The organism is Achromobacter deleyi (assembly GCF_902859705.1).
Taxonomy (GTDB): Bacteria; Pseudomonadota; Gammaproteobacteria; order Burkholderiales; family Burkholderiaceae_B; genus Achromobacter; species Achromobacter deleyi.
The window spans coordinates 176,687-202,010 of record NZ_CADIJO010000005.1 but is presented as its reverse complement, the minus strand read 5'-3'; the positions used below and the strand labels follow the sequence as shown (position 1 = coordinate 202,010).

The 25,324-nt window shown below is 65.6% G+C and carries 13 protein-coding genes; 5 read left to right on the top strand and 8 right to left on the bottom strand.

Annotated features, from left to right (window positions below; translation table 11 throughout):
- Positions 1-37 precede the first annotated feature (37 nt).
- Complete coding sequence (locus tag HV798_RS09910; RefSeq protein ID WP_175192608.1) at positions 38-877, top strand: M48 family metallopeptidase; 840 nt, start codon at positions 38-40, stop codon at positions 875-877.
- Positions 878-941: 64 nt separating this feature from the next.
- Here HV798_RS09910 and HV798_RS09905 read toward each other — a convergent pair whose 3' ends face one another.
- The 8 genes from HV798_RS09905 to HV798_RS09850 form a co-directional block, all read right to left on the bottom strand.
- Entirely contained in the window at positions 942-2,909 is a 1,968-nt protein-coding gene (locus HV798_RS09905) for a bifunctional diguanylate cyclase/phosphodiesterase (RefSeq protein WP_175192607.1), read from the bottom strand.
- 17 nt (positions 2,910-2,926) lie between these two features.
- Positions 2,927-3,610, bottom strand: coding sequence for a transglutaminase-like cysteine peptidase (locus HV798_RS09900; RefSeq protein WP_175192606.1), 684 nt, complete (start codon positions 3,608-3,610; stop codon positions 2,927-2,929).
- 128 nt (positions 3,611-3,738) lie between these two features.
- Positions 3,739-14,037 (bottom strand): retention module-containing protein, encoded by a 10,299-nt coding sequence (locus HV798_RS31685; protein ID WP_281360822.1) that lies wholly within the window; start codon positions 14,035-14,037, stop codon positions 3,739-3,741.
- Between the two features lie 84 nt (positions 14,038-14,121).
- Positions 14,122-14,778, bottom strand: a complete 657-nt coding sequence (locus tag HV798_RS09870; RefSeq protein WP_175192605.1) for a helix-turn-helix transcriptional regulator — start codon at positions 14,776-14,778, stop codon at positions 14,122-14,124.
- 18 nt (positions 14,779-14,796) lie between these two features.
- Entirely contained in the window at positions 14,797-16,218 is a 1,422-nt protein-coding gene (locus tag HV798_RS09865) for an HlyD family type I secretion periplasmic adaptor subunit (RefSeq protein ID WP_175192604.1), read from the bottom strand.
- Positions 16,219-16,225: 7 nt separating this feature from the next.
- Entirely contained in the window at positions 16,226-18,397 is a 2,172-nt protein-coding gene (locus HV798_RS09860; protein WP_425486135.1) for a type I secretion system permease/ATPase, read from the bottom strand.
- Complete coding sequence (locus HV798_RS09855) at positions 18,381-18,593, bottom strand: hypothetical protein (RefSeq protein WP_025135310.1); 213 nt, start codon at positions 18,591-18,593, stop codon at positions 18,381-18,383. Before HV798_RS09855 ends, HV798_RS09860 begins: the two co-directional genes overlap by 17 nt.
- Before the next feature lie 33 nt (positions 18,594-18,626).
- Positions 18,627-20,141: a TolC family outer membrane protein gene (locus HV798_RS09850; RefSeq protein ID WP_175192602.1), complete on the bottom strand. Its 1,515-nt coding sequence runs from the start codon at positions 20,139-20,141 to the stop codon at positions 18,627-18,629.
- 527 nt (positions 20,142-20,668) lie between these two features.
- On the opposite strand from HV798_RS09850, the gene leuC reads away from it, so the two are divergent.
- The 4 genes from leuC (at position 20,669) to asd (ending at position 25,228) form a co-directional block, all read left to right on the top strand.
- Positions 20,669-22,072 (top strand): 3-isopropylmalate dehydratase large subunit, encoded by a 1,404-nt coding sequence (gene leuC, locus HV798_RS09845; RefSeq protein WP_175192601.1) that lies wholly within the window; start codon positions 20,669-20,671, stop codon positions 22,070-22,072.
- 23 nt (positions 22,073-22,095) lie between these two features.
- Positions 22,096-22,746, top strand: coding sequence for a 3-isopropylmalate dehydratase small subunit (gene leuD, locus HV798_RS09840; protein ID WP_025135313.1), 651 nt, complete (start codon positions 22,096-22,098; stop codon positions 22,744-22,746).
- A 37-nt stretch (positions 22,747-22,783) separates the two neighbouring features.
- Positions 22,784-23,860 (top strand): 3-isopropylmalate dehydrogenase, encoded by a 1,077-nt coding sequence (gene leuB, locus HV798_RS09835; RefSeq protein WP_025135314.1) that lies wholly within the window; start codon positions 22,784-22,786, stop codon positions 23,858-23,860.
- A 237-nt stretch (positions 23,861-24,097) separates the two neighbouring features.
- The gene (asd, locus tag HV798_RS09830; protein WP_175216355.1) at positions 24,098-25,228 is read left to right on the top strand and encodes an aspartate-semialdehyde dehydrogenase; all 1,131 of its coding nucleotides are present in this window, start codon (positions 24,098-24,100) and stop codon (positions 25,226-25,228) included.
- The last annotated feature ends 96 nt before the right edge of the window (positions 25,229-25,324 follow it).

The window sequence follows — 25,324 nt, the reverse complement described above, 5'->3', positions numbered from 1 at the left end:
GCGGGTTCCCGATTTCAGCCACTGTTGGAGGCCGACATTGAGCCGTAACCGCTATCCGCTGCGCCGCCTGGCGGCCGTCCTGGGCCTGGCCGTATTGGCCGGCTGCACGGGCATGAACACCACCCAGTCGGGCGCCATCGGCGTCAACCGGACGCAATACATGTCCAGCATGGTGCCGTCGCAGGCGCTTGAGCAGGAAGCCAACCAGCAATACGCCGACATCCTCAAGCAGGCCCAGGCCAAGAACCTGCTGGACCGCGATGCCCAGCAGGTTGCGCGGGTGCGGGCCATCTCGCAGCGCCTGATCGCGCAGGCGGGCGTGTTCCGTCCGGATGCGTCCGGCTGGAAATGGGAAGTGCACGTGCTGACCAGCGACGAGATCAACGCCTGGTGCATGCCCGGCGGCAAGATCGCGGTCTACACGGGTCTCGTCAACAAGATCAAGCCTACCGACGACGAACTGGCTGCCGTGCTGGGCCATGAAATCTCGCATGCGCTGCGCGAACACGCTCGTGAGCGCGTGTCGCAGCAGATGGCCACCAACCTGGGCTTGCAGGTGCTGTCCATCGCCACCGGGTCCAGCGCCGCATCGGACCTGGGCGGGCAGCTCACCAGCGTGATGTTCACGTTGCCCAACAGCCGCACCCACGAAACCGAAGCCGACCGCATGGGCGTCGAGCTGGCGGCGCGGGCGGGTTTCGATCCGCGCGCCGCCGTGACGCTGTGGCAGAAGATGGGGGCGGCCGACAGCGGCAATGCGCCGCCTGAAATTCTGTCGACGCACCCGTCGGCCGCGTCGCGCATCACCGATCTGCAGGCCGCTGCGCAGCAAGTGCTGCCGTTGTACGAACAGTCCAAGGGCCGCGCGGCGCGCTGAACCGACAGAGAAGAAGGGCATCCGCGTCGCCGCGGATGCCCTTTTTTGCGCCTGCCGCAAATGGCTAGGCGGGCAGCTTGACGCCGGGCCCACGCATGACGGTGATGCCCAGGTCGGCCAGGATGCGGCGCGTTTCGCTGTCCGGCACGTCTTCGGCGTACACGGCGATGTTCAGCTTGCGGGCGGTTTCCAGTACCGATGCGGTCAGTTGCTGGCTGCCCGGGCTTTGCGACATGCCGCCCACGAAGCCGCCGCCCAGCTTCACGTACGACAGCGGCAGGGTGTGCAACTGCGCCACCGCGCCGAATTGCTGCGCCAGGCGGCGCACGCCGATATGCGCGCCGAATTCCGAGGCCACCCGTGCCAGCGCTGCGATCTGCTCGTGGCATTCGACCAGGCCGTGCGCGTCGATTTCCAGGAACAGGCGGCGGGCCAGCGCGCGGCGTTCGGTCAGCAGCAGGGCCAGCTGGCGCAGGTATTTCTGGCCGCGCAGCGAGGGCAGGGCCACGCGCAGGGCCAGTTCGCCCTCGTGGGCGGCCAGCCAGTCCAGGCCAAGTTCCACGGCCTGCAGGTCGCATTCGGCCACCAGGTCCAGCCGCACCGCGGGCGGAATAAAAAGGGTGGCGGGGATAGGCGCCTGATCGGGAGCGGTGCGCAGCATCAGCATGGCTTCGGTGCGCAGCACCGCGCCATCGGCGGCGCGCAGCGGTTCGGTCGCCAGTTCGAAGCGGCGGCCTTCCAGGGCCGACAGGATGGCGTCCTTCCAGGCGCGTTCGCCGGATTCGGACGGCGACTGCGCATCGGCGGCGCCTGCGATGACGACCTGGTCGTTGCCGGCGCTTTCAGCACGCATCAGGCCGAAATCCAGCCGCGCCAGCACCGGGCCGGCCGGATTGCCGTGGCTGTAGTCGGCCATGGCCTGGGCCCAGCGGCACAGGTGGCCTTCGCCGACGGGGATGCGCGAGGCATGCAGGTCGGCGCGCAGTTGTTCGGCGATCATCATCGCCTGTGGCGCCGCGCAGCCCGGCAGCAGCAGGGCGAAGTCGGACCCGTTCAGGCGTGCCAGCAGGGGGTTGGCCACGTGCAGCGACTTGAGCGAGCCCTGGATGCGTTCGCAGGCCGCGCGCAGCCACTGGTCGATGAATTCTCGCGGCATGTGGCGGTTCAGGTCAGCCAGGTCGCGCTGGCGGAATACCAGCACGTGGCCGCCGTCGATGGGCGCGCGGGTTGGCGAGCCGCCCTGGACCGGGCCGGCTTCGAGCGCGCGGCGGAATTCGTTGACGAAGTATTTGCGATTAGGCAGGCGCGTGACCGGGTCCTGGTTCAATTCCAGTTCCAGCGATTCGATCTTGGCGTTCTGCTCCTCGACGCTGGCGTAGACGCGCTCGCGGGTCTGGTTCAGCGCCTGCACCACGTCGGTCAATTCCGACACGCGCGCCTGCATCTGCTGCGGCGGCGTGTCCTGGCCGATGCTGCGGACGTGGTCGCTGATCTCGCGCAGCAGCCGGTTCTTGATCCAGCCGACCAGGGCAAAGGCGAACAGCGCCCAGATCAGGCCCGCGCCCACCACCAGCGCGATCATGCGCAAGCTGCTGCGCCACAGGGCTTCCCAGGCGTAGGCGTCGTTGGCCACCAGCGTCACTTCGCCGATCTGGCGCCAGCCGTCGCTGACCGCGTGCGAGGCCGACTGCGCGTCCAGCGGCGCCAGCGCCTGGAACCAGCGCGGCACCGAGGCGCCCGCGGAGGGGGCCTGGCGCTCGATCAGCACCTTGCCTTCGGGGTCGGCCAGGCGCACCAGCGAAAAATGGCCGCCGTCGAACAGCGCCGACACCAGCAGTTCCTGCACCACCGGGTCGTTGTTGGCCGGTTGCGACAGCGACAGGGCCAGCGACACGGCGGCATCGGTGCTTTGCACCTGCAACTGGCCCGACAGGTATTCGCGGGCGGCGTTGACGCTGAGCGCCAGGGTCCCCAGCAGGATCACCACGATCGCGAGGGTGACGCTGAGCAGGAGCTGTCGAAGTATGGACATAGTCTTGGTTCCGGACATCAGGGGCGTATGCCTTCCCGTTCCATGCGTTGAAGTAGATCGCGCCAGCGGCTGAGGCGGTCAACCGGTGCGGCGGGTTTGCCGTCGACGTACACGCCGTCGGCGTTGAAGCTGAAGACCGGCGTCAGGTCGCGCCGTTGCGATGCCGGCAGGATGGTGGAAATCAGGCTGTCCAGCACCAGCGGCACCGCGTTCGGGGTTTCGTAGTAGCCCAGCACCATGTGGGCGATCTGGCTGCTGCTGGCCGGGCCGCCGACCCGTGCCCGCACATAGATGAAACGCAGCTTGTTCGCCGGCACGCCCATGGACAGCAGGGTGAAATACTTGCCGATGACGTAGTCTTCGCAGTCGCCCGCGCCCTTGCCCAGCGATTCGAGCGGGGTAGCCCAGTAATCGTCCTTGCCCCAGATCGTGATGTCATCGCCTGACAGCAGGGCGCGGTTCCAGAAATCGTTCGCCACCGTCAGCCTGTCTTTCTCAAGCGCGGGGGGCGGGGTGTGCAACAGTTGCAGCCAGTTCGACACCGCCTTGGCGCCCTTGGCGCCATAGCGGCTGGCCGACAGGCTCTGCAATTTGTCGGCGTTGATCTCCAGGGCGAAACTGCCGCCCCAGCCGCACGCCAGGCAAAGCAAAACCGATCGGCACAGGTTCAGCGTGACGCGGAAACGGCGGGTTGATGGCATGAAACGGATTTTCACATTTTTCCGGAAGATTCAGGTGTCATCCGGAAAAAATCCCCCGCGCTGCCAACGCGCCGCGCCCTGTGCTTCAGGCCGGTCAGGGCCGCGGGCGGCCCTGACCGGATACAGCCTTAGCTGTGGTCGACGTTCAGCTTCCCCTTTTGCAGCAGGTCGTTGATGATCGCCTGGTTGTTCATCTGCCCGCCTTGCGTGAGGTCGATGTTTTCCAGCACGATCTTCTGGTCCGCGCCCTGCGTGCCCAGCTTGCCTTGCGTGTTGACGTCGATGACCGTGTTGTTGCCTTCCTTGTGGAAGTTCAGGTACTGGGTCAGGGTGCCGTCCTTTTCGCCGACCAGCAGGTCCTTCAGGTCCAGGATGTCGCCGCCGTCCGCAGGCTTGCCCAGCGAGAAGTCCTTGATGGTGTCGACCGCCGGCTTGGCAGTGGTGCCCTGGTCGCCCAGTTCCCACTTGAAAGTATCGCTGCCGGCGCCGCCGATGAGGATGTCATCGCCCTTGCCGCCGATCAGGATGTCGTTGCCGTTGCCGCCTTCCAGCGTGTCGTTGCCCGAACCGCCGTGCAGCAGGTCGTTGCCGTCGCCGCCGTACAGTTTGTCGTCGCCCGCGCCACCGTAGATGATGTCGTTGCCATCGTCGCCGTACAGGATGTCGTCGCCGCCCTGGCCGTAGATGATGTCATCGCCCGTGCCGCCGTGGATGGTGTCGCTGCCGCCGCGCGGGTCGTCTGCCAGGTTGAAGTCGGCGTGGTGGTCCTTGATGTAGTCGTACAGGTCGCTGTTGGTCGGCGGGTGCCCGTCACGCATTTCCAGGAACACTTGCAACGCCTTCAGGCCCGAACCCTGCAGCAGGTCGCTGGGACGGCCGCCCACGGAACTCCAGTTCAGCACCGTGCCATCCGTGTTAAGCGTGTCGCCGAAGATGATGTCGTTGCCGGCGCCGCCATTGATGATGTCGTTGCCGACGGCGGCCGGGTCCGTGCTGGACGAACCGCCTTGCAGCGCGGCGGCCAGGTCCTTGGCGGTGTTGACGATCTGGGGCTGGCCGACGGCGCCCGAGACGGATTGGCTGGGGCTCCACCAGTAGTCGCCCGGGAACGAGACGGAACCCGTGCCGGTGACGCTGGAGTTGTCGAAGAACTTCAGGTAGCCCTCGTTCACGCCGGTGCCGATGCCGATGGCATGCACCGTGCTCTTGCCGCTCAGGCCCTTGAAAGCGTCGACGGCGTCCTTCATGTCACGGTAGTCGGTGCTGCTGCCGCTGCCGTTGTTGCCGTTATTGCTGAACGTGGGGTCGCCGTCGGTCAGGAAGTACGTGACGTTCTCGAACGTCTTGCCGTTGTACGTCGTGGGCTGCTTGTTGAACCAGGTCAGCGCTTCCTTGAAGGCGCCTTCGTAGTTCGTGCCGCCGCTGGCGCTCAGCTTTTCGATGGCCTTGATCAGGTCATTGACGTTGGTCGAGTTCAGGCCGTTGATCGTGTACTTGGTGCTGGCCGACGACTCGAAGCCGATCAGCGCCACGTTGACGATGCCGTCGTGGCCCTTCAGGCTGTTGGCCAGGTTCTTGAGCGCATCAATCGTCAACTGCATGCGCGACAGGCCCTTCGTGCCCGACGGGTCCGACATGCTGCCCGAGGTGTCGACGACGATCGCGATGTTGTAGTTCTTGCCCGGCTCGACCGTGGTGACGGTGCCGCCCTTGTCGCCCAGGATGATGTCGTCGCCGCTGCCGCCGTTGATGGGCGGCTTGGTGCCGGTGCCGCTGCCGTCGTTGTCGCCCGAGATGAAGTTGTTGGTCTTGATGGCGAAGTTGTATTCGCCCGACGTGTCCTTGCCGCCGTAGGCCGTGCCGCCGTTGTCGCGGACCTGGAAGCCGAACGAGGTGTCCTGGCCGGCGGCCGACGGGGTGTAGACCAGCTTGCCCGAGGCAATGTCCGCCGCCGAGATCACGGCGTTCACCGTCACGGGCTGGCCGTTCAGGGTCAGCGTGCCGTCGGTCGGCAGGCGGGTGATGATCACGCTTTGCAGCGAATTGCCTTCAGCGCCATCGTTGAAGTTGAACTCGGCCGTGGTGAATGCATGGCCGGCGCCCGCGCTGACGGTGGTGGCGTTGTCGGCAGCGGTCGGGGCGTCGTTGGTGCCCACCACATCGACCGTGATGGTCTGCTTGGCCGAACCGTCGGCGGACGTGACCTCGAAGCTTTCCTTGAGGACCTTGCCGGGGGCCAGGTCCTGCACGGCCTTCAGGCTGTTGTTCAGCGAGTAGGTCCAGTTGCCGTTGGCGTCGATCGAGAACGTGCCGTACTTGCCCGCCACGCTGTTCTGGGCGATGACGCTGCTCTGGCCGGCGTCGGCATCGGACACCGTCAGCTTGCCCGAGGTCAGCAGCGTGTTGTCCTCGATCACCGTGCCGGTGGTCTGGCCGCTGATCTTGGCAATGTCGTTGGTGCCGGTGATGGTGACGGTGATGTCCTTGTACGCGGTGCCACCGTTGCCGTCGTCCACCGTGACCCGGATGACGTCGTTCACCGTCTGGCCTTCGGTCAGGGCTTGCACCTTGGCGCTGTTGTTGTCCAGCACATAGGTCCACTTGCCGGTCTGGTCGACGGTGAAGGTGCCGTACGTGCCCTGGCCGCCGTTGTTGACCGTCCAGGTGTGCTTGTCGGTGGCGTCGATGTCCTGCTTGGTCAGCTGGCCGCTCGTGGTCAGCGTGCCGTCTTCCTTGACGTTGCCGGTGACCAGGCCGGTAATGGTCGGGGCGTCGTTGGTGCCGTTGATGGTGATGACCACCTTGCTGGTGGTGCCATCCGCGGTGGTGACCGTGAAGGTCTCGCTCACGCTGTCCTTGGCGCCCAGCTGTTGCACCACCGTGGCGGTGTTGTCCAGCTTGAAGGACCAGTTGCCGTTGGCGTCGATCGAGAACTTGCCGTATTGGCCCTGGAAGTCGGTCTGCGGCTTGAAGACCGCTTCGCCGGCATCCTTGTCCGTCACGTTCAGCTTGCCGCTGGCCGTGTCGATCGTGTCTTCCTTGACGGTGCCCTTGTCGGCCCCCGGCGTGCTGGGGGTGATGACGGCGGCGTCGTTGGTGCCGGTGATATCGATGACGATCGTCTTGGTGGCCGTGCCGCCATGGCCGTCGTCCACCGTGACCGTGATGCTGTCGGTGACCTTCTGGCCTTCGGTCAGCGCCTGGACCTTGGCGCTGTTGTTGTCCAGCACATAGGTCCACTTGCCGTTCTGGTCGACGGTGAACGTGCCGTACGCGCCCTTGCCTTCATTGTTGACGGACCAGGTGTGGGTGTCGTTCGTGTCGACGTCCGACTTCGTCAGCTGGCCAGTCGCAGTCAGCGTGCCGTCTTCCTTCACGTTGCCGGTGGTGGCGCCGCTCAGCGTCGGGGCGTCGTTGGTGCCGGTGACGTTGACGACGATGGTCTGGGTGGCCTTGCCGCCGTTGCCGTCATCCACCGTGACCGTGATGGTGTCGGTGACCTTCTGGCCTTCGGCCAGGGCCTGGACCTTGGCGCTGTTGTTGTCCAGCACATAGGTCCACTTGCCGGTCTGGTCGACAGTGAAGGTGCCGTACGTGCCCTTGCCGTCGTTGTTGACGGACCAGGTGTGCTTGTCGGTCGCGTCGACGTCGTGCTTGGCCAACTGGCCGGACACGGTGGTGCTGGTTGCGTCTTCCTTGACGTCACCCGTGGCCTGACCGGTGATGGTCGGGTCGTCGTTGGTGCCGTTGATGGTGATGACGACCTTGCCGGTGGTGCCGTCGGCGGTGGTGACCGTGAACGTTTCGGTCAGGCTGTCCTTGGCGCCCAGCTGCTGGATGGCCGCGGCGTTGTTGTCCAGCTTGAACGACCAGTTGCCGTTGGCGTCGATCGAGAACTTGCCGTACTGGCCCTGGAAGTCGGTCTGCGGCTTGAAGACCGCTTCGCCCGCGTCCTTGTCCGTCACGTTCAGCTTGCCCACGGCGGTGAGCGTGGAGTCTTCCTTGACCGTGCCCTTGTCATCGCCCGGCTTGCTGGGCGTGATCACGGCGGCATCGTTGGTGCCCGTGATGTCGACGACGATGGTGGTGGTGGCCTTGCCGCCGTTGCCGTCGTCCACCAGCACCGTGATGGTGTCGGTGACCTTCTGGCCTTCGGTCAGGGCCTGGACCTTGGCGCTGTCATTGTCCAGCACGTAGGTCCACTTGCCGCTCTGGTCGAGCGTGAAGGTGCCGTACTGGCCCTTGCCGCTGTTGCCGACGTTATCGAACGACCAGGTGTGCTTGTCGGTCGCATCGATGTCGTGCTGGGTCAGCTGGCCGTTGGTGGTCTGCGTGCCGTCTTCCTTGACGTTGCCGGTGGTGGCGCCGGTGATGGTCGGGATGTCGTTGGTGCCGTTGATCGTGATGACGACCTTGCTGGCGGTGCCGTCGGCGGTGGTGACCGTGAACGTTTCGGTCAGGCTGTCCTTGGCGCCCAGCTGCTGGATGGCCGTGGCGTTGTTGTCCAGCTTGAACGACCAGTTGCCGTTGGCGTCGATCGAGAACGTGCCGTATTTGCCCTGGAAGTCGGTCTGCGGCTTGAAGACCGCTTCGCCGGCATCCTTGTCCGTCACGTTCAGCTTGCCCGAGGCCGTCTCGGTGACGTCTTCGGTGACGATGCCCGCGTCGGCGCCCGGCTTGCTCGGGGTCACGACGGCGGCGTCGTTGGTGCCGGTGATGGTGACGGTGATGTCCTTGGTGGCCGTGCCGCCATGGCCGTCGTCGACGGTGACGGTGATGGTATCGGTAACCTTCTCGCCGCCCTTCAGGGCCTGGACCTTGTCGCTGGCGTTGTCCAGCTCGTACTTCCAGTTGCCGTTCTGGTCGACGGTGAACTTGCCGTACGCGCCCTTGCCGTCATTGTTGACGGTCCAGGTGTGCTTGTCGTTCACGTCCACGTCGGCGACGTCGAGCTTGCCCGTGGCGGTGGTGGTGCCGTCCTCGGTGACATTGCCGGTAACCGTACCGGACAGCGTCGGCTTGTCGTTGGTGCCGGTGATCTCGACGGTGATGATTTCAGTCGCCTTGCCGCCGTGGCCGTCGTCCACCGTGACGGTGATGGTGTCGGTGACCTTCTGACCTTCGGCCAGGGCCTGGACGCTCTTGCTGGCGTTGTCCAGCGTGTAGGTCCACTTGCCGTTCTGGTCGACGGTGAAGCTGCCGTACGTGCCCTTGCCGTCGTTGTTGACGGACCAGGTGTGCTTGTCGTTGGTGTCGACGTCGTGCTGCGTCAGCTGGCCAGACACCGTGGTGTCGGCGGCATCTTCCTTGACGCTGCCGGTGGTGGCGCCCGTGAGGGTCGGGGCATCGTTGGTGCCCGTGATGTCGATCGTGATGGTCTGGGTGGCCTTGCCGCCGTGGCCATCATCGACCGTGACGGTGATGGTGTCGGTGACCTTTTGGCCTTCGGCCAGGGCCTGGACGTTGGCGCGGGTATTGTCCAGCGTGTAGGTCCACTTGCCGTTCTGGTCGACGGTGAAGCTGCCGTACGTGCCCTTGCCGTCGTTGTTGACGGACCAGGTGTGGGTGTCGGTGGTGTCGACGTCGTGCTGGGTCAGCTGGCCGGATGCCGTGTTGGACACGGCATCTTCCGTGACCCCGCCCTTGGCTTCGCCAGTGATGGTGGGCGCATCGTTGGTGCCGTTGATCGTGATGACCACCTGGCTGGTGGTGCCGTCAGCGGTGGTGACGGTGATGGTTTCTTTCAGCGTTTCGTCTTGAGCCAGCGCCTGGACCTTCGGGTCCTTGTTGTTCAGCTCGTACGTCCAGTTGCCATTGGCATCGATGGAGAACGTGCCGTGTTCGGTCACGACGCCCGTCTGCGGCTTGAAGCTGGCTTCGCCCGCGTCCTTGTCGGTCACGTCCAGCTTGCCGCCGGTGACCAGGGTGCCGTCTTCCGTGACGCTGCCCTTGTCGTCGTCCGTTTCGTGCGGGGTGATCACAGCGGCGTCGTTGGTGCCGGTGATGTCGATGACGATCGTCTTGGTGGCCGTGCCGCCGTGGCCGTCGTCGACCGTCACGGTGATGGTGTCGGTGACCTTCTCGCCGCCCTTCAGGGCCTGGACCTTGTCGCTGGCGTTGTCCAGCTCATACTTCCAGTTGCCGTTCTGGTCGACAGTCAGCGTGCCGTACTCGCCCTTGCCACCATTGTTGGCGGTCCAGGTGTGCGTATCGTTGGTGTCGATGTCGGTGACGTCCAGCTTGCCGGTGGCGGTGGTGGCGCCGTCTTCGGCCACGTTGCCCGTGGCCGTGCCCGACAGCGCCGGCTTGTCGTTGGTGCCGGTGATCTCGACGGTGATGGTCTCGGTCGCCTTGCCGCCATGGCCGTCGTCCACGGTGACCGTGATGGTGTCGGTGACCTTCTGGCCTTCAGCCAGGGCCTGGACGTTCTTGCTGTCGTTGTCCAGCGTGTAGGTCCACTTGCCGTTCTGGTCGACGGTGAAGCTGCCGTACGTGCCCTTGCCGTCGTTGTTGACGGACCAGGTGTGCTTATCGGTGGCGTCGACGTCATGCTGCGTCAGCTGGCCGGACACGGTGGTGTCGGCCGCGTCTTCCTTGACGCTGCCGGTGGTGGCGCCCGTGAGGGTCGGGGCGTCGTTGGTGCCCGTGATGTCGATGGTGATGGTCTGGGTGGCCTTGCCGCCATGGCCATCATCGACCGTGACGGTGATGGTGTCGGTAACCTTCTGGCCTTCGGCCAGGGCCTGGACGTCCTTGCTGGCATTGTCCAGCACGTAGGTCCACTTGCCGTTCTGGTCGACGGTGAACGTGCCGTACGTGCCCTTGCCGTCGTTGTTGACGGACCAGGTGTGGGTGTCGTTGGTGTCGACGTCGTGCTGGGTCAGCTGACCGGACACCGTGGTGTCGGTGGCGTCTTCCTTGACGCCGCCGGTGGCCTCGCCAGTGATGGTCGGGGCGTCGTTGGTGCCCGTGATGTCGATGGTGATGGTCTGGGTGGCCTTGCCGCCGTGACCGTCATCGACCGTCACGGTGATGGTGTCGGTGACCTTCTGGCCTTCGGCCAGGGCCTGGACGTCCTTGCTGGCGTTGTCCAGCACGTAGGTCCACTTGCCGTTCTGGTCGACGGTGAACGTGCCGTACGTGCCCTTGCCGTCGTTGTTGACCGACCAGGTGTGGGTGTCGTTGGTGTCGACGTCGTGCTGCGTCAGCTGGCCGGACACGGTGGCGTCGGTGGCATCTTCCTTGACACCGCCCTTGGCTTCACCGGTGATCGTCGGATCATCGTTGGTGCCGTTGATCGTGATGACCACCTGGCTGGTGGTGCCGTCAGCGGTGGTGACCGTGATGGTTTCGGTCAGCTTTTCGCCTTGGGCCAGCGCCTGGACCTTCGGGTCCTTGTTGTTCAGCTCGTACGTCCAGGTGCCATTGGCATCGATGGAGAACGTGCCGTGCTCGGTCACGACACCGGTCTGCGGCTTGAAGTTGGCTTCGCCCGCGTCCTTGTCGGTCACGTCCAGCTTGCCGCCAGTGACCAGGGTGCCGTCTTCGGTGACGCTGCCCTTGTCGTCATCCGTTTCGTGCGGGGTGATCACGGCGGCGTCATTGGTGCCGGTGACGGTGACCTTGATTTCCTGGGTGACCTTGCCGCCATGGCCGTCGTCGACCGTCACGGTGATGGTGTCCACGACCTTTTCGCCGGCCTTCAGGGCCTGGACCTTGGGGTCGTCGTTGTTCAGCTCGTACGTCCAGTTGCCGTTCTGGTCGACCTTCAGCGTGCCGTACTCGCCCTTGCCGTCGTTGCCGACGGTCCAGGTGTGCGTGTCCTTGGTGTCGACGTCGGCGACGTCGAGCTTGCCGGTGGCGGTGGTGGTGCCGTCTTCGGTCACATTGCCGGTGGCCGTGCCCGACAGCGTCGGGGCGTCGTTGGTGCCGGTGATGTCGACGGTGATGGTCTGGGTCGCCTTGCCGCCGTGGCCGTCGTCGACGGTGACGGTGATGGTGTCGGTGACCTTCTGGCCTTCGGCCAGGGCCTGGACGTTCTTGCTGTCATTGTCCAGCACGTAGGTCCACTTGCCGTTCTGGTCGACGGTGAACGTGCCGTAGGTACCCTTGCCGTCGTTGTTGACGGACCAGGTGTGGGTGTCGTTGGTGTCGACGTCGTGCTGCGTCAGTTGACCGGACACCGTGGTGTCGGTGGCGTCTTCCTTGACGCCGCCGGTGGCCTCGCCAGTGATGGTCGGGGCGTCGTTGGTGCCCGTGATGTCGATGGTGATGGTCTGGGTGGCCTTGCCGCCGTGACCGTCATCGACCGTCACGGTGATGGTGTCGGTGACCTTCTGGCCTTCGGCCAGGGCCTGGACGTCCTTGCTGGCATTGTCCAGCACGTAGGTCCAGTTGCCGTTCTGGTCGACGGTGAACGTGCCGTAGGTGCCCTTGCCGTCGTTGTTGACGGACCAGGTGTGGGTGTCGTTGGTGTCGACGTCGTGCTGGGTCAGTTGACCGGACGCCGTGGTGTCGGTGGCGTCTTCCTTGACGCTGCCGGTGGCTTCGCCGGTGACGGTCGGCGCGTCGTTCGTGCCGGTGATCTCGATGGTGATGGTCTGGAGGGCCGTGCCGCCGTGGCCGTCGTCGACCTTGACCGTGATGGTGTCGGTGACCTTCTGGCCTTCGGCCAGGGCCTGGACGCTGGCGCTGGTGTTGTCCAGCGTATAGGTCCACTTGCCGTTCTGGTCGATCGTCAGCGAACCATACTGGCCTTTGCCGCCGTCGGTGACCGACCACGTGTGCGTGTCGGTCGCATCCACGTCGTGCGGCGTCAACTGGCCGGACACGGTCGTGTCGGCCGCGTCTTCCTTCACGCCACCGGTGGCTTCACCGGTGATGGTCGGCGCGTCGTTGGTGCCGGTGATCTCGATGGTGATGACCTGGGTGGCGGTGCCGCCGTGGCCGTCATCGACCGTGACGGTGATGGTGTCGGTGACCTTCTGGCCTTCGGCCAGGGCCTGGACCTTGTCGCTGCCGTTGTCCAGCGTATACGTCCACTTGCCGTTCTGGTCGACGGTGAACGTGCCGTAGGTGCCCTTGCCGTCGTTGTTGACGGACCAGGTGTGGGTGTCGCTGGTGTCGACGTCTTGTTGCGTCAGCTGGCCGGACACGGTCGCGACGGTCGCATCTTCCGTCACGTCGCCGGTCGCGGCGCCGGTGATGGTCGGGGCATCGTTGGTGCCGTTGATCGTGATGATGACCTGGCTGGTGGTGCCGTCGGCCGTGGTGACGGTGAAGGTCTCGGTCAGCTTTTCGCCCGCGGCCAGGGCCTGCACGCGCGGATCGGTCTGGTTCAGGCTGTAGACCCAGTTGCCGTTGGCATCGATCGAGAACGTGCCGTAGGTGCCCGGGCGGTCGGCCACGGCCACGAAGAACGACTGGCCGTCGTCCGGGTCCACCACGTTGAGCTTGCCGTTGGCGGTGGAGACTACGTCTTCCGTGACCGCGCCGGCGTCGTCGCCCGGCTTGGACGCGGTGATCTGGGCGGGGTCATTGGCGCCCACGACCGTGATTTCGACGGTGGCGGTCGACGTCGCGCCGCTGGGGTCGGTGACCACGTAGGAAATCGTGGTGGTGGCGGTCTGCCCTTCGGGCAGGTGCTGGAAGCTGGTGCCCGGCACGAACGTATAGCTGCCGTCCGGCTGCACCACGAAGGTGCCGCCGTTCGAGCCGGTGACGGTGATGCCGCCCGGCGTCATGGGGCGGCCGCTGACCGAGGCGATGGTCAGGGGATCGCCGTCGGGGTCACGGTCGTTGGCCAGCAGGTTGCCGCTGGTGGTGGCCTTTTCGCCGACGCGGGCCGTGTCATTGACGGCGATGGGGGCGTTGTTGACGGGCGTGGCCGGGCCGGTGCCGGTGCCCGTACCATCGCCGGTGCCGGTACCGTCACCCGTGCCGGTGCCGCTGGATGCACGGTCTATCGTGTCGGTGCCGCGGCCCGGGTTGGGGTAGGCCAGGTCCAGCGGGCTGGTGGATTCCAGGATGCGGGCCAGGCGCACGAAGCTGCCGCCGCCGTCATCGCCGCTGCCGCCGGTCAGGGTGGCGGCGGTGGGGTCCAGCACCTCGAACGGGTCCTGGCCGGCTTGCAGGGCCGCCAGCAGGCGGTCGGAATCGGTGCCCTTGGGCGCGGCCACCGCGGCTTCGGACGGGTCGGCCAGCGGGCCGGCCATGTCCCCATTGACGGCGACCTCACGGCTTTCCCCGATCACGATCGGCATGCCGTTCTCGACCTGCAGGGCCACCGTCGCACCGGAGGCGGTGACGATGTCGCTGCCGGCGGGGACGTTGCTGCCTTGACGCAGTTCGGTCAGGGATCCGTCGCTATTGCGTATCCACGCGCGACCGGTGAGTTCAGTGACGACTGCGGGAGAGGAGTTGGCCATGTCGGTTCCGTTTCAGGGATTTATCCAAGATGGCCAGATACTAGAGAGGGCGCGCGGGCGGCGGTATTGTCCTCAAGGACAGGTTCACGAAGGAACTTTGCCGCGCGCGTCGACGGGCGCCGAAATGCCATGCACCCGCAGCGCCAATTGCAGGCGGTCGGTCACGCCCAGCTTCTCGAACACCGCCGACAGGTGCGCCTTGACCGTGCGCTCGGTGATGCCCAGCGCCTCGGCGATCTGGGCGTTGGACTGGCCGCTGGCCGCGTAGCGCGCCACGGTGGTCTCGCGTTCGGTCAGGGTGCCGTTGTCCCAGGTCGAGGCGTCCTGGGCCCGCTCGGTCACCAGCCGCAACAGGCGGGTCACCAGCGAACGGCCCATCCAGATGCCGCCGGACGCCACGACTTCCAGCGCCTGGGCCAGCGCCTGGGCCGGCGCATAGCCGTGGCAGTAACCCAGGGCGCCGGCGCCCAGGGCCTGGGCGCCTTGCTCGTCATTGGGGCTGGGGCTGGCCACCACGACCTGCAGGCCGGACAGCAGCGGCAGCCAGGACGGGTCCTGCCAGGAAGGCAGGCGCGGCAGGCCGGTGTCCACCACCGCCAGCATGCGGCCCTGTTCGCGCCAGCGCTGCAGATCCGCCAGGCCGCGGCCGCGGGCGGCCAGCCAGCGCGTGGGATCCAGGGCGCGCCAGTGCTGCCAGAGCAGGTCGTCGTGCGTAACCAACAAGACAGGAACGGATTTCATAACGCCTTCCAGCACTCCTCAACGTTCAGTAAAGGCATTGGCCTTGGCCCGCAGGATCGGCTTGAGCAGGTACTGCAGCACGGTCCGCTTGCCGGTCAGGATATGAACCTCGGCCACCATCCCGGGGATGATCGGCAACAGCTTTTCGCCCACGGTGCTGCGGTCGGTGCGCACCCGCACCACGTAATAGGAATTGCCCTTTTCGTCGGTGACCGTGTCGGCGCCGATCTGCTCGACCTTGCCTTCCAGCCCGCCGTAGATGGCGAAGTCGTAGGCGGTGAACTTCACTTCCGCCTTCTGTGCCGGATGCAGGAAGCCGATGTCGCGCGGCAGGATGCGCACTTCCAGCAGCAGGGTGTCGTCCTTGGGCACGATCTCGATGATGTCCTTGCCCGGCTGCACCACGCCGCCGACGGTGTTGTTGAACAGCGTCTTGACCGTGCCGCGCACCGGCGCGCGCACTTCGGCCAGCTTCACCCGGTCGGCCAGCGCCAGCTTGCCTTCGCGCAGCGTGGCCAGCTTGGTGTTGGTTTCCGACAACTCGTTGCGGGCCAGGTTGCGGATGTTCAGCTCGGATTCTTCCAGCTTGCTCTGGGCTTCCTTGATGGACGCCTGGAAGCGGTCGATCTGGGCTTCGGCGCCTTTCTGCTCGCCGCAATAGCGGGCCACGTCGCGTTGCAGGCGCAGCAGGTCCACCTCGGATACCGCACCGCTCTTGAGCAAGGGCCGCGTCACCTGCAGCTCGCGCGAGGTCAGGCTGCAGCTGGCCGACGCCTGGTCACGCTTGGCGATGGTTTCGCGCAGGTCTTCCTGGCGCTGCTTGAGCTGTTCGCGCGCCACGTTGATGGTGGCGTTCAGCTCGGTGGTGCGGGCCTGCCAGGCGTTGCGCTCCATTTCGACCAGGCCGGGCGCCTGGGCCAGCACTTCCTCGGGCGCCACGAACGGCTCGCCGGTCGCCAACGCGTGCAGGCGGGCAGACTTGGCCAGCAGCGACAGGTATTCGGCGTTGTTCTCGCCCAGCGACGAGGCAAAGCGCGTGTTGTCGATCTTGAGCAGCGTCTGGCCGGCCTCGACTTCCTGCCCCGGGCGCACCAGCAGTTCCTGGACGATGCCGCCGTCCAGGCTCTGGATGATCTGCACCTGGCGCGACGGCACGACCTTGCCTTCGCCCCGCACGACTTCATCGATGTTGCCGATCGCGGCCCAGATCAGCAGGGCGGCCAGCGCCAGCAGGCTCATCCACAGCAGGATGCGCGCGCCGCGGGCCTGGGATTCATGGATGACCCATTCGGCGTTGCCGACGTAGTCCGTACGCTGTTCGGGCTTGCCCTTTTCGGCGCCGTCCAGCAGCCGGTCGAAGAAGAAAATGAAGATGCCGCGCAGCTTGCGCCACGGCGCGCCGAGCAGGCTCGGCCGTTTTTGACCTGGAATTTTCTGCATGCTTGCCTCAGCTTCCCCGTCCGACGCGCCCTTGGCGCAGCGCTTCGACGACCTGTTCCTTGGGGCCGTCGGCCACGATGTGGCCGTTGTCGATGACGATCAGTCGATCGACCAGGTCCAAGAGGGCCGTGCGGTGGGTCACCAGCAGGATGGTCTTGCTGGCGCTGGCTTCGCCCAGGCGGCGGCGCAACTGGGCCTCGCTCTGGTGGTCCATGTTGCTGCTGGGTTCGTCCAGCAGCAGGATGGGCGGGTCGTTGATCAGGGCGCGCGCCACGGCTACCGACTGGCGCTGGCCGCCCGACAGCGATTCGCCGCGCTCGCCGATGATCATGTCAAAGCCGTTGGGGTGCAGGTTGGCGAACTCGGTCACCCCGGCCAGGTTGGCGGCGGCCAGGATGCTGGCGTCGTCGGCATAGGGCGCGCCCATGGCCAGGTTGTGCTTTAGGCTGCCGTAGAACAGGATCGGGTCCTGCGGCACGTGGCCGATGGCGCGGCGCACGTCGGCCGGATCGATCTGGCGCACGTCCACGCCGTCCAGCAGCACCGCGCCTTCGGTCGGCTGGTACAGCGCCAGGGCCAGCTTTTCCAGCGTGGTCTTGCCCGAGCCGATGCGGCCGATGATGCCGACTTTCTCGCCCGGCTTGAGCTTGAATGACACCTTCTTGAGCACGGGCTGGGTGGCGCCGGGGTAGGTGAAGGTCACGTCGCGGAACTCCAGCGCGCCGTGGAACACCGGCCGGTGCAGGAATTCGGCCTCGGGCGGGCGTTCGATCGGCAGCTTCATATAGCTGTCGATCGAACCCAGCGAGGTACGCGCGTTCTGGTATTGCATCAGCAGGCCGGCCACCTGGCCCAGCGGCGCCAGGCAGCGCCCGGCTATCATCGACGCGGCAATGATGCCGCCCATCGACAGCGCCGCGTCCTGCACCAGGTACACGCCGATGATGACCACCGAGATGGACACCAGCTGTTGAATCGCCTGCACGAAGCCCACGGTGGACGACGAGATCAGCTTGAGCTTGCCGCCGTTCTGGGCGATGAACTCGGTGGCGCGCTCCCAGTTGCGCTGGATGGCGCCCTGGGCGTTCAGGGTCTTGACGGCTTCCAGCCCCGTCAGGGCCTCGACCAGCGTGGCGTTGCGCTGCGACGACGCCTGGAACGTGGCCATCGTCAGCGCTTCCATCCGCGCCTGGGCGGCCAGCGACACCAGAAGGATCAGCACGATGGCGACCACCGGCGGCAGCACCATCCACGGCGAGATCCAGGCCAGCGCGGCCAGGAACAGCAGGATGAAGGGCAGGTCCACCAGGGCGGTGATGGTGGCCGACGCGATGAAGTCGCGGATCGACTCGAACGAACGCAGGTTGGCGGCGAACGACCCGACCGACACCGGCCGGCCTTCCAGCCGCAGGTCCAGCACGCGTTCCATGATCTGGGCCGACAGGCGCACGTCGACCCGCTTGCTGGCACTGTCCACCACGTGGGACCGCGCCGTGCTCAGGATCATGTTGAAGATCACCACCAGGGTGATGCCGATGGCCAGCACCCACAGGGTTTCCACCGCGTTGTTGGGCACCACGCGGTCATACACGTTCATGGTGAACAGCGGCATCGCCATGGCGAACACGTTGATCAGCAGGGCGGCGACCAGCGCGTCGCGGTACAGCCGCCGGTTTTCCATGATGGCGGCCCAGAACCAATGGCGTTCGCGCACCTTGGCCACTTCCGGGGCGCGCGCGTCAAAGCGGAACTGCGGCCGCACGAAGCACACCAGGCCGGTGTACTGGCTGGCCAGCTCGGCGGCGCTCATGTTGACCGCGCTGCCGCCCAGTTCGGGGTGGCTGATCACATAGGTGTCGCCGTCTCTTTTCAGCAACAGGCAGGCCCGCTCGCCATTGAGCAGCAGGATGGCCGGCAAGAGGTCGGGCGGCAGGCTGTCCAGCGATCGCTTGACCACGCGCGCCGACAACTGGGCGCGCGCCGCCGCCCGCGGCAGCAACGCGGGCGTCAGCTTGTGGGCTTCCAGCGGCAGGCCGGCCGACAGGGCCTGCGCGGTCGAGGCCACGCCGTGCAGGCGTGTGATCTCGACCAGGCAGTCCAGCAGCGGGTCGTCATGCGCGGCGCGCGCATCGGCGCGCCATTCCCGGGACGCCTGTTCCATGTCAGATAACTTGTCCATCTTCGTCATCCAGCAGGTCCAGATGTTCCGAGAGGCGCGCACGCTGTTGCTTGCGCTGGTTGAGCTTTTGCTGGGCCTGTATCGGCAAATCGGTCAGGCGCAAGGTGCCATTGGCGATCAACGCGTCGATCAAGTCTTCCAATACGCGGACGAAGTCCGCATCCAACTGCGAGAAATCGTTGTTCTGGTTCGCCATGCGGCCTCCTTGCGCCCGAATCCTGATGGTCGATCAGGAGCGGGGCTGGTTGGCCGGCGCGTTCACCGGCACGAACGTCGGCGGCAGCGTGCCTTCGTTGTATTGCACGCGCACCGGCGTCAGGCGGGCCGAATCGGGCACCGTGGAATTGCACAGCTTGATGACGTCGTCCGACACCACCAGCTTGCCGTTTTCCTCGGGCATCTCGTTGCGCGCCGGTTGCAGCGTCAGCGCCGGCAGCAGCTTGTGCGACAAGGCCAGCCAGCGGTACTGCGCCAGCTTCAGGTCGTAAGTGGCGTTGGTCAGCGCGCGGCGCGATTCGAACAGCTCGTTCTCGGTGTTCAGCAGGTCCAGCAGCGTGCGCTGGCCGATCTGGAATTGCTGGCGGTAGGCATCGCGCACCTTGGACGTGGCCAGTTCGTGGTCACGCAGGAAGGGCAGCTTTTCCTGCAGGCTGGCGATGTTGTTCCAGGCCACGGCCAGTTCCTGCTGCACGTTGCGGCAGGTGTAGTCGCGCACGTCGCGCGCTGCATACGACTGGGCGGCCGTCTGGCGCACGCGCGCCGAATCGGCGCCGCCGCGGTACAGGTTGTAGTTCATCACCACCTGCACGCTGGAACTGCGGATGTTGCGGTTCTCGGGCGTGGGGTCGTTCTGGTCGCGGCCGGTGGCGGCCACGAATTCGAACTTGGGCGAGAACGCGCCCTTGGACGAGGCCACGCCGGCTTCGGCGCCCTGCAGGGCGGCCTGCTTGGACAGGAAGGTGGGGTTGCGGCGCAGCGACTCGTTGAAGTTGCCGGGCTTGACCGGCAGCTTGTCCGACACGTCGGGCACGGGCTGCATCGCTTCGGGCGGGAACGCGCCGGTGACGCGCTGGAAGCGCTGTTGCACGTCCAGCAGGTTGGCCGTTTCGGTCATCAGGTTGGTCTGGGCCAGCGACAGGCGGCCGCCGGCCTGTTCCAGGTCGACGCGCCGGCCGACGCCGGACTCGGCGCGCTGGCCGATCTGCTTGAGGGTTTCTTCGTGCAGCGAATAGTTCTGGCGGGCCAGCAGTTCCATGTCGCGGTAGCGCTGCAGGTCGATGTAGGCCTGCACGGCCGCTAGGGCGGTGGTGTCGCTGGTGGCCAACACGTCATAGAAGCGCGCCAGCTTGTCGAAACCGGCCTGCTTGACGTCGTTGCTGGTGCGGAAGCCGTCGAAAATCAGCTGGCGCAGCTCGAAGTTGTAGCCGGGGCGGTTCCAGTTCTGCGAGCCCGTGCCGGGCACGTTGTTGCGGTACTCGCGGCCGACGTAGCCCAGGGCGTTGACTTGCGGGAAGAAGGCGCCGCGAGCCACTGCCTGGCCTTCCAGGGACGCCTGGAAGTCGTGGTATTTGGCCTGGATCTCGGGATTGCTCAGCAGGGTCTGCTCGACGATCTGGTTCAGGGTGGTGACGCCCGGTGCGGTGGCCGGGGCAGGGGATTCCGCAGTCGCGGGCTGTGCAAATGCGGCAGGAACGAATGCCAAGGCCAGGGCCGAAACCGTGGTTTTAAGCAGAAACGAAGCCATAGGGATTATTCGCGAGTCGAGTTTTGGATTAGTGGCCGGCATATTGTTTGCAGTCGCCAGAATTGGCGATTCAAGATTTGTAAAGTCTTGACCAAACTTACCGGCCCGTCGGATTTATTTCGAATAAAATCACGAAAAATGACGGAAAATTACGTGATTTAGGCGAAATTCAATATGGACGGATTAATCAAAAACTATTAATGCGATTTATTGCGCATTATGTCGGTTTCTGCTTTGCCACATTGAAACTCGATTATATCCGTTTGCGACTTCTGTATCTAAATTGTTTTTAAGTTCGTCAACTTTTGATTATCTGGGCGAGGCTGCGGCGCAACGCCGGGAATGGACCTGGCAGGCAACCCGATGCCAGGTTCCATGGTAGTGTTGGTACTAGTATCTTTGGTGTGGTTGTACTAGGTTCAGAGGCTGTGCATAATTCCCCTCATGCCGCAGTGGCCGGCGCGTGGGGCGATTTGCCTTCAGGCGTGCGAGGCCCAAGCCGGACTGTCTATTTGCAGAGCGCATCCATGGCCCAAACCCTTTACGACAAACTCTGGAACGCCCACATCGTTCACCAGGAATCCGACGGCACCTGTCTGCTGTATATCGACCGCCACCTGCTGCATGAAGTCACCAGCCCGCAGGCGTTCGAGGGCCTGGCCATTGCCGGCCGCAAGCCGTGGCGCATCGGCGCCAACCTCGCGGTGGCCGACCACAACGTGCCCACGCTGAACCGCGCCCAGGGCATCGACGATCCGGTTTCGCGCCTGCAGGTCGACACGCTGGACGCCAACTGCGACAAGCACGGCATCACCGAATTCCGCATGAACGACCTGCGCCAGGGCATCGTCCACGTGATCGGGCCGGAGCAGGGCGCCACCCTGCCGGGCATGACGGTCGTCTGTGGCGACTCGCACACCAGCACGCACGGCGCGCTGGGCGCGCTGGCCTTCGGTATCGGTACGTCCGAAGTCGAGCACGTGCTGGCCACCCAGACGCTGCTCATGAAGAAAGCCAAGAGCATGCTCATCAAGGTCGAAGGCGAACTGCCGTTCGGCTGTACGGCCAAGGACGTGGTCCTGCACATCATCGGCATCATCGGCACGGCCGGCGGCACCGGCCACGCCATCGAATTCGCCGGCAGCACGATTCGTTCGCTGTCCGTCGAAGGCCGCATGACCGTCTGCAACATGGCCATCGAAGCCGGCGCCCGTTCCGGCATGGTCGCCGTCGACGACAAGACCGTCGAATACTTCCGCGGCCGTCCGTTCGCGCCGTCCGGCGTGCTGTGGGACCACGCCGTCACCTACTGGCGCACGCTGCACACCGACGAAGGCGCCAAGTTCGACACCGTGGTCGAAGTCAACGCCCGCGACATCAAGCCGCAAGTCACCTGGGGCACCTCGCCCGAGATGGTCCTGCCGGTCGATTCCCGCGTGCCGGACCCCGATCGCGAAAAAGACGACGTGCGCCGCAGCGGCATGGAGCGCGCGCTGGAATACATGGGCCTGAAGCCCAACACCCCGCTGACCGACATCCGCGTGGACCGCGTGTTCATTGGTTCGTGCACCAACTCGCGCATCGAAGACCTGCGCGCCGCCGCCGTCGTGGCGCGTGGCAAGCACGTGGCGTCCAATGTGCGCCAGGCCATGGTGGTGCCGGGATCGGGCCTGGTCAAGCAACAGGCCGAACGCGAAGGGCTGGACAAGATCTTCATCGAAGCCGGCTTCGAATGGCGCGAGCCGGGCTGCTCGATGTGCCTGGCCATGAACGCCGACCGCCTTGAACCGGGCGAACGCTGCGCCTCGACCTCGAACCGCAACTTCGAAGGCCGCCAGGGCCAGGGCGGCCGCACGCACCTGGTCAGCCCGGCCATGGCCGCCGCCGCCGCCGTGGCGGGCCATTTCGTCGACGTCCGCACCTTCCGTTAAGCAACGCGCACCGAGTACACATCATGCAAGCATTTACCACTCACGAAGGCCTGGTGGCTCCGCTCGACCGCGAAAACGTCGACACGGACCTCATCATCCCCAAGCAGTTCCTCAAGTCCATCAAGCGCACCGGCTTCGGCCCGAACCTCTTCGACGAACTGCGCTACCTGGACCACGGCGAACCCGGCATGGACAACAGCAAGCGTCCGCTGAACCCGGATTTCGTGCTGAACCAGCCGCGCTACCAAGGCGCCTCGGTGCTGCTGGCGCGCAAGAACTTCGGCTGCGGCTCCAGCCGCGAGCACGCGCCCTGGGCCCTGACGCAATATGGTTTCCGCGCCATCATCGCCCCGTCCTACGCCGACATCTTCTTCAACAACAGCTTCAAGAACGGCCTGCTGCCGATCGTGCTGTCCGAATTGGAAGTGGCCCGCCTGTTCGACGAAGTGAAGGCGTTCCCCAACTACAAGCTGCGCATCGACCTGGAACGCCAGGTGGTCGTGGCCGCAGACGGGCGCGAAATGGGTTTCGACATCGAACCCTTCCGCAAGTATTGCCTGTTCAACGGCTTTGACGACATCGGCCTGACCCTGCGCCATGCCGACAAGATCCGTGCCTTCGAGGCCGAACGCCTGGCCCGCCATCCCTGGCTCGAAAGCCGGCCCATCGCCTGACCGCATTCCCATACCGACCACAGGACCGTTTCATTCCATGACCCATAACATCGCAGTCTTGCCGGGCGACGGCATCGGCCCCGAAATCGTCGAACAGGCCGTGCGCGTCCTGAAGGCGCTGGACGTGCCCTTCGACATCAAAGAGGCCGCTGTCGGCGGCGCCGCGTTCGATGCCTTCGAACACCCGCTGCCCCCGGCCACCCTGAACCTGGCCAAGGAATCCCACGCCGTGCTGTTCGGCGCCGTGGGCGACTGGAAGTACGACAGCCTGCCGCGCGAGTTCCGCCCCGAACAGGCCATCCTGGGCCTGCGCAAGGCGCTGGGCCTGTTCGCCAACCTGCGTCCGGCCATCCTGTATCCCGAGCTGGCCAGCGCCTCGTCGCTCAAGCCCGAGATCGTCTCCGGCCTGGATATCCTGATCATCCGCGAACTGACCGGCGACATCTATTTCGGCACGCCGCGCGGCGTGCGTTCGTCGCCGGACGGCGTCTTCGCCGGTGAACGCGAAGGCTACGACACGATGCGCTATGCCGAATCCGAAGTGCGCCGCATCGCGCGCATCGGCTTCGAATCGGCTCGCAAGCGCAACAAGAAGCTGTGCAGCGTCGACAAGGCCAACGTGCTGGAAACCTCGCAGTTCTGGCGCGACATCGTCATCGAAGTGGCCCGCGAATATCCGGACGTCGAGCTCTCGCACATGTACGTCGACAACGCCGCCATGCAGCTGGTGCGCAACCCGCGCCAGTTCGACGTCATCGTGACCGGCAACCTGTTCGGCGACATCCTGTCCGACGAAGCCGCCATGCTGACCGGTTCGATCGGCATGCTGCCGTCGGCGTCGTTGAACGCCGGTGGCCAGGGCCTGTACGAGCCCAGCCACGGTTCGGCCCCCGACATCGCCGGCCAGGGCATCGCCAATCCGCTGGCGACCATCCTGTCGGCCGCCATGCTGCTGCGCTATTCGCTGAACCTGGCGCCGCAGGCCGACCGCATCGAAGCCGCCGTGCGCCGTGTGCTGGCCGATGGCCTGCGCACCGCCGACATCTTCGAACCCGGCACCACCAAAGTCAGCACCTCGGGCATGGGCGACGCCGTCCTCAAAGCCCTGGCCTGATCGATGCCGCACCGGGCGCGCCCTGGCGGCGCGGCCCCGGCGCCAGGGGCCGCCTGTGGAGCGGCCCTTTTCCATATAGGTTGTTGCCGCCGCGCCGCGAAAGCGGGGCGGCGTCGCTTGTGGCCCCGTTTTTTCAAGCTGCGCCGCAACATCTGCGCGTGCATTCTGATAAATTGTTGGGTTCTTGCACGTTTTTTATTCACCAGACCTTGTCCCCACCTTTAAAGAGCGATTGAAATGAATCAAGCAGTAGGCCTTGTCGGCTGGCGCGGTATGGTCGGCTCGGTGCTCATGCAACGCATGCGCGACGAGAACGACTTCGCACTGATCGAACCGGTGTTCTTCTCCACCAGCAACGCTGGCGGCGCCGCCCCCCCTTGGGCGACTGGCGCAGGCCCGCTGCAAGATGCCTACAACATTGATGCTCTGAAAAAACTGCCGATCATCGTGACGGCCCAAGGCGGCGACTACACGTCCGAGGTCTATCCGAAGCTGCGCGGCGCGGGCTGGAACGGCATCTGGATCGACGCGGCCAGCACCCTGCGCATGGCCGACGACGCCATCATCGTGCTGGACCCGGTCAACCGTCCGGTCATCGACGCGGCGCTCAAGCGCGGCGTGCGCAACTTCATCGGTGGCAACTGCACCGTCAGCTGCATGCTGATGGGTCTGGCCGGCCTGTTCAACAACGACCTGGTCGAGTGGATGACCACCATGACGTACCAGGCGGCATCGGGCGGCGGCGCGCAGCACATGCGCGAACTGCTGACCCAGTTCGGCGAACTGAACCACGCCGTCAAGCCGCTGCTGGACGACCCCGCCTCGGCCATCCTGGAAATCGACCGCGGCGTGCTGGCCAAGCAGAAAGACGACGCGCTGCCCCGCGACCACTTCGGCGTGCCGCTGGGTGGCAGCCTGATTCCCTGGATCGACAAAGACCTGGGCAACGGCATGACCAAGGAAGAATGGAAGGGCGAGGTCGAGACCAACAAGATCCTGGGCCGCGGCGCGGCCTTCGGTTCGGCTCCCACGCCCATCGACGGCCTGTGCGTGCGCATCGGCGCGATGCGCTGCCACAGCCAGGCGCTGACCATCAAGCTCAAGCGCGACCTGCCGCTGGACGAGATCGAATCGCTGATCGCCCAGGGCACGCAGTGGGCCAAGGTCATTCCCAACACCAAGGAAGCCACCATCCGCGACCTGACCCCCGTGGCCGTGACCGGCACGCTGGACATTCCGGTGGGCCGCCTGCGCAAGATGTCGATGGGCCCGCAGTACCTCAGCGCCTTCACCGTGGGCGACCAGCTGCTGTGGGGCGCCGCCGAACCGCTGCGCCGCATGCTGCGCATCGCGCTGGCCGAAGCCTGATGCCCGGCGGGCGGCGCAAGCCGCCCGATCCGCCAGGGCAGTCCCTGCAAAGGCACCTTCGGGTGCCTTTGTCATTTGCGCCGCGGCCGCGGGGCT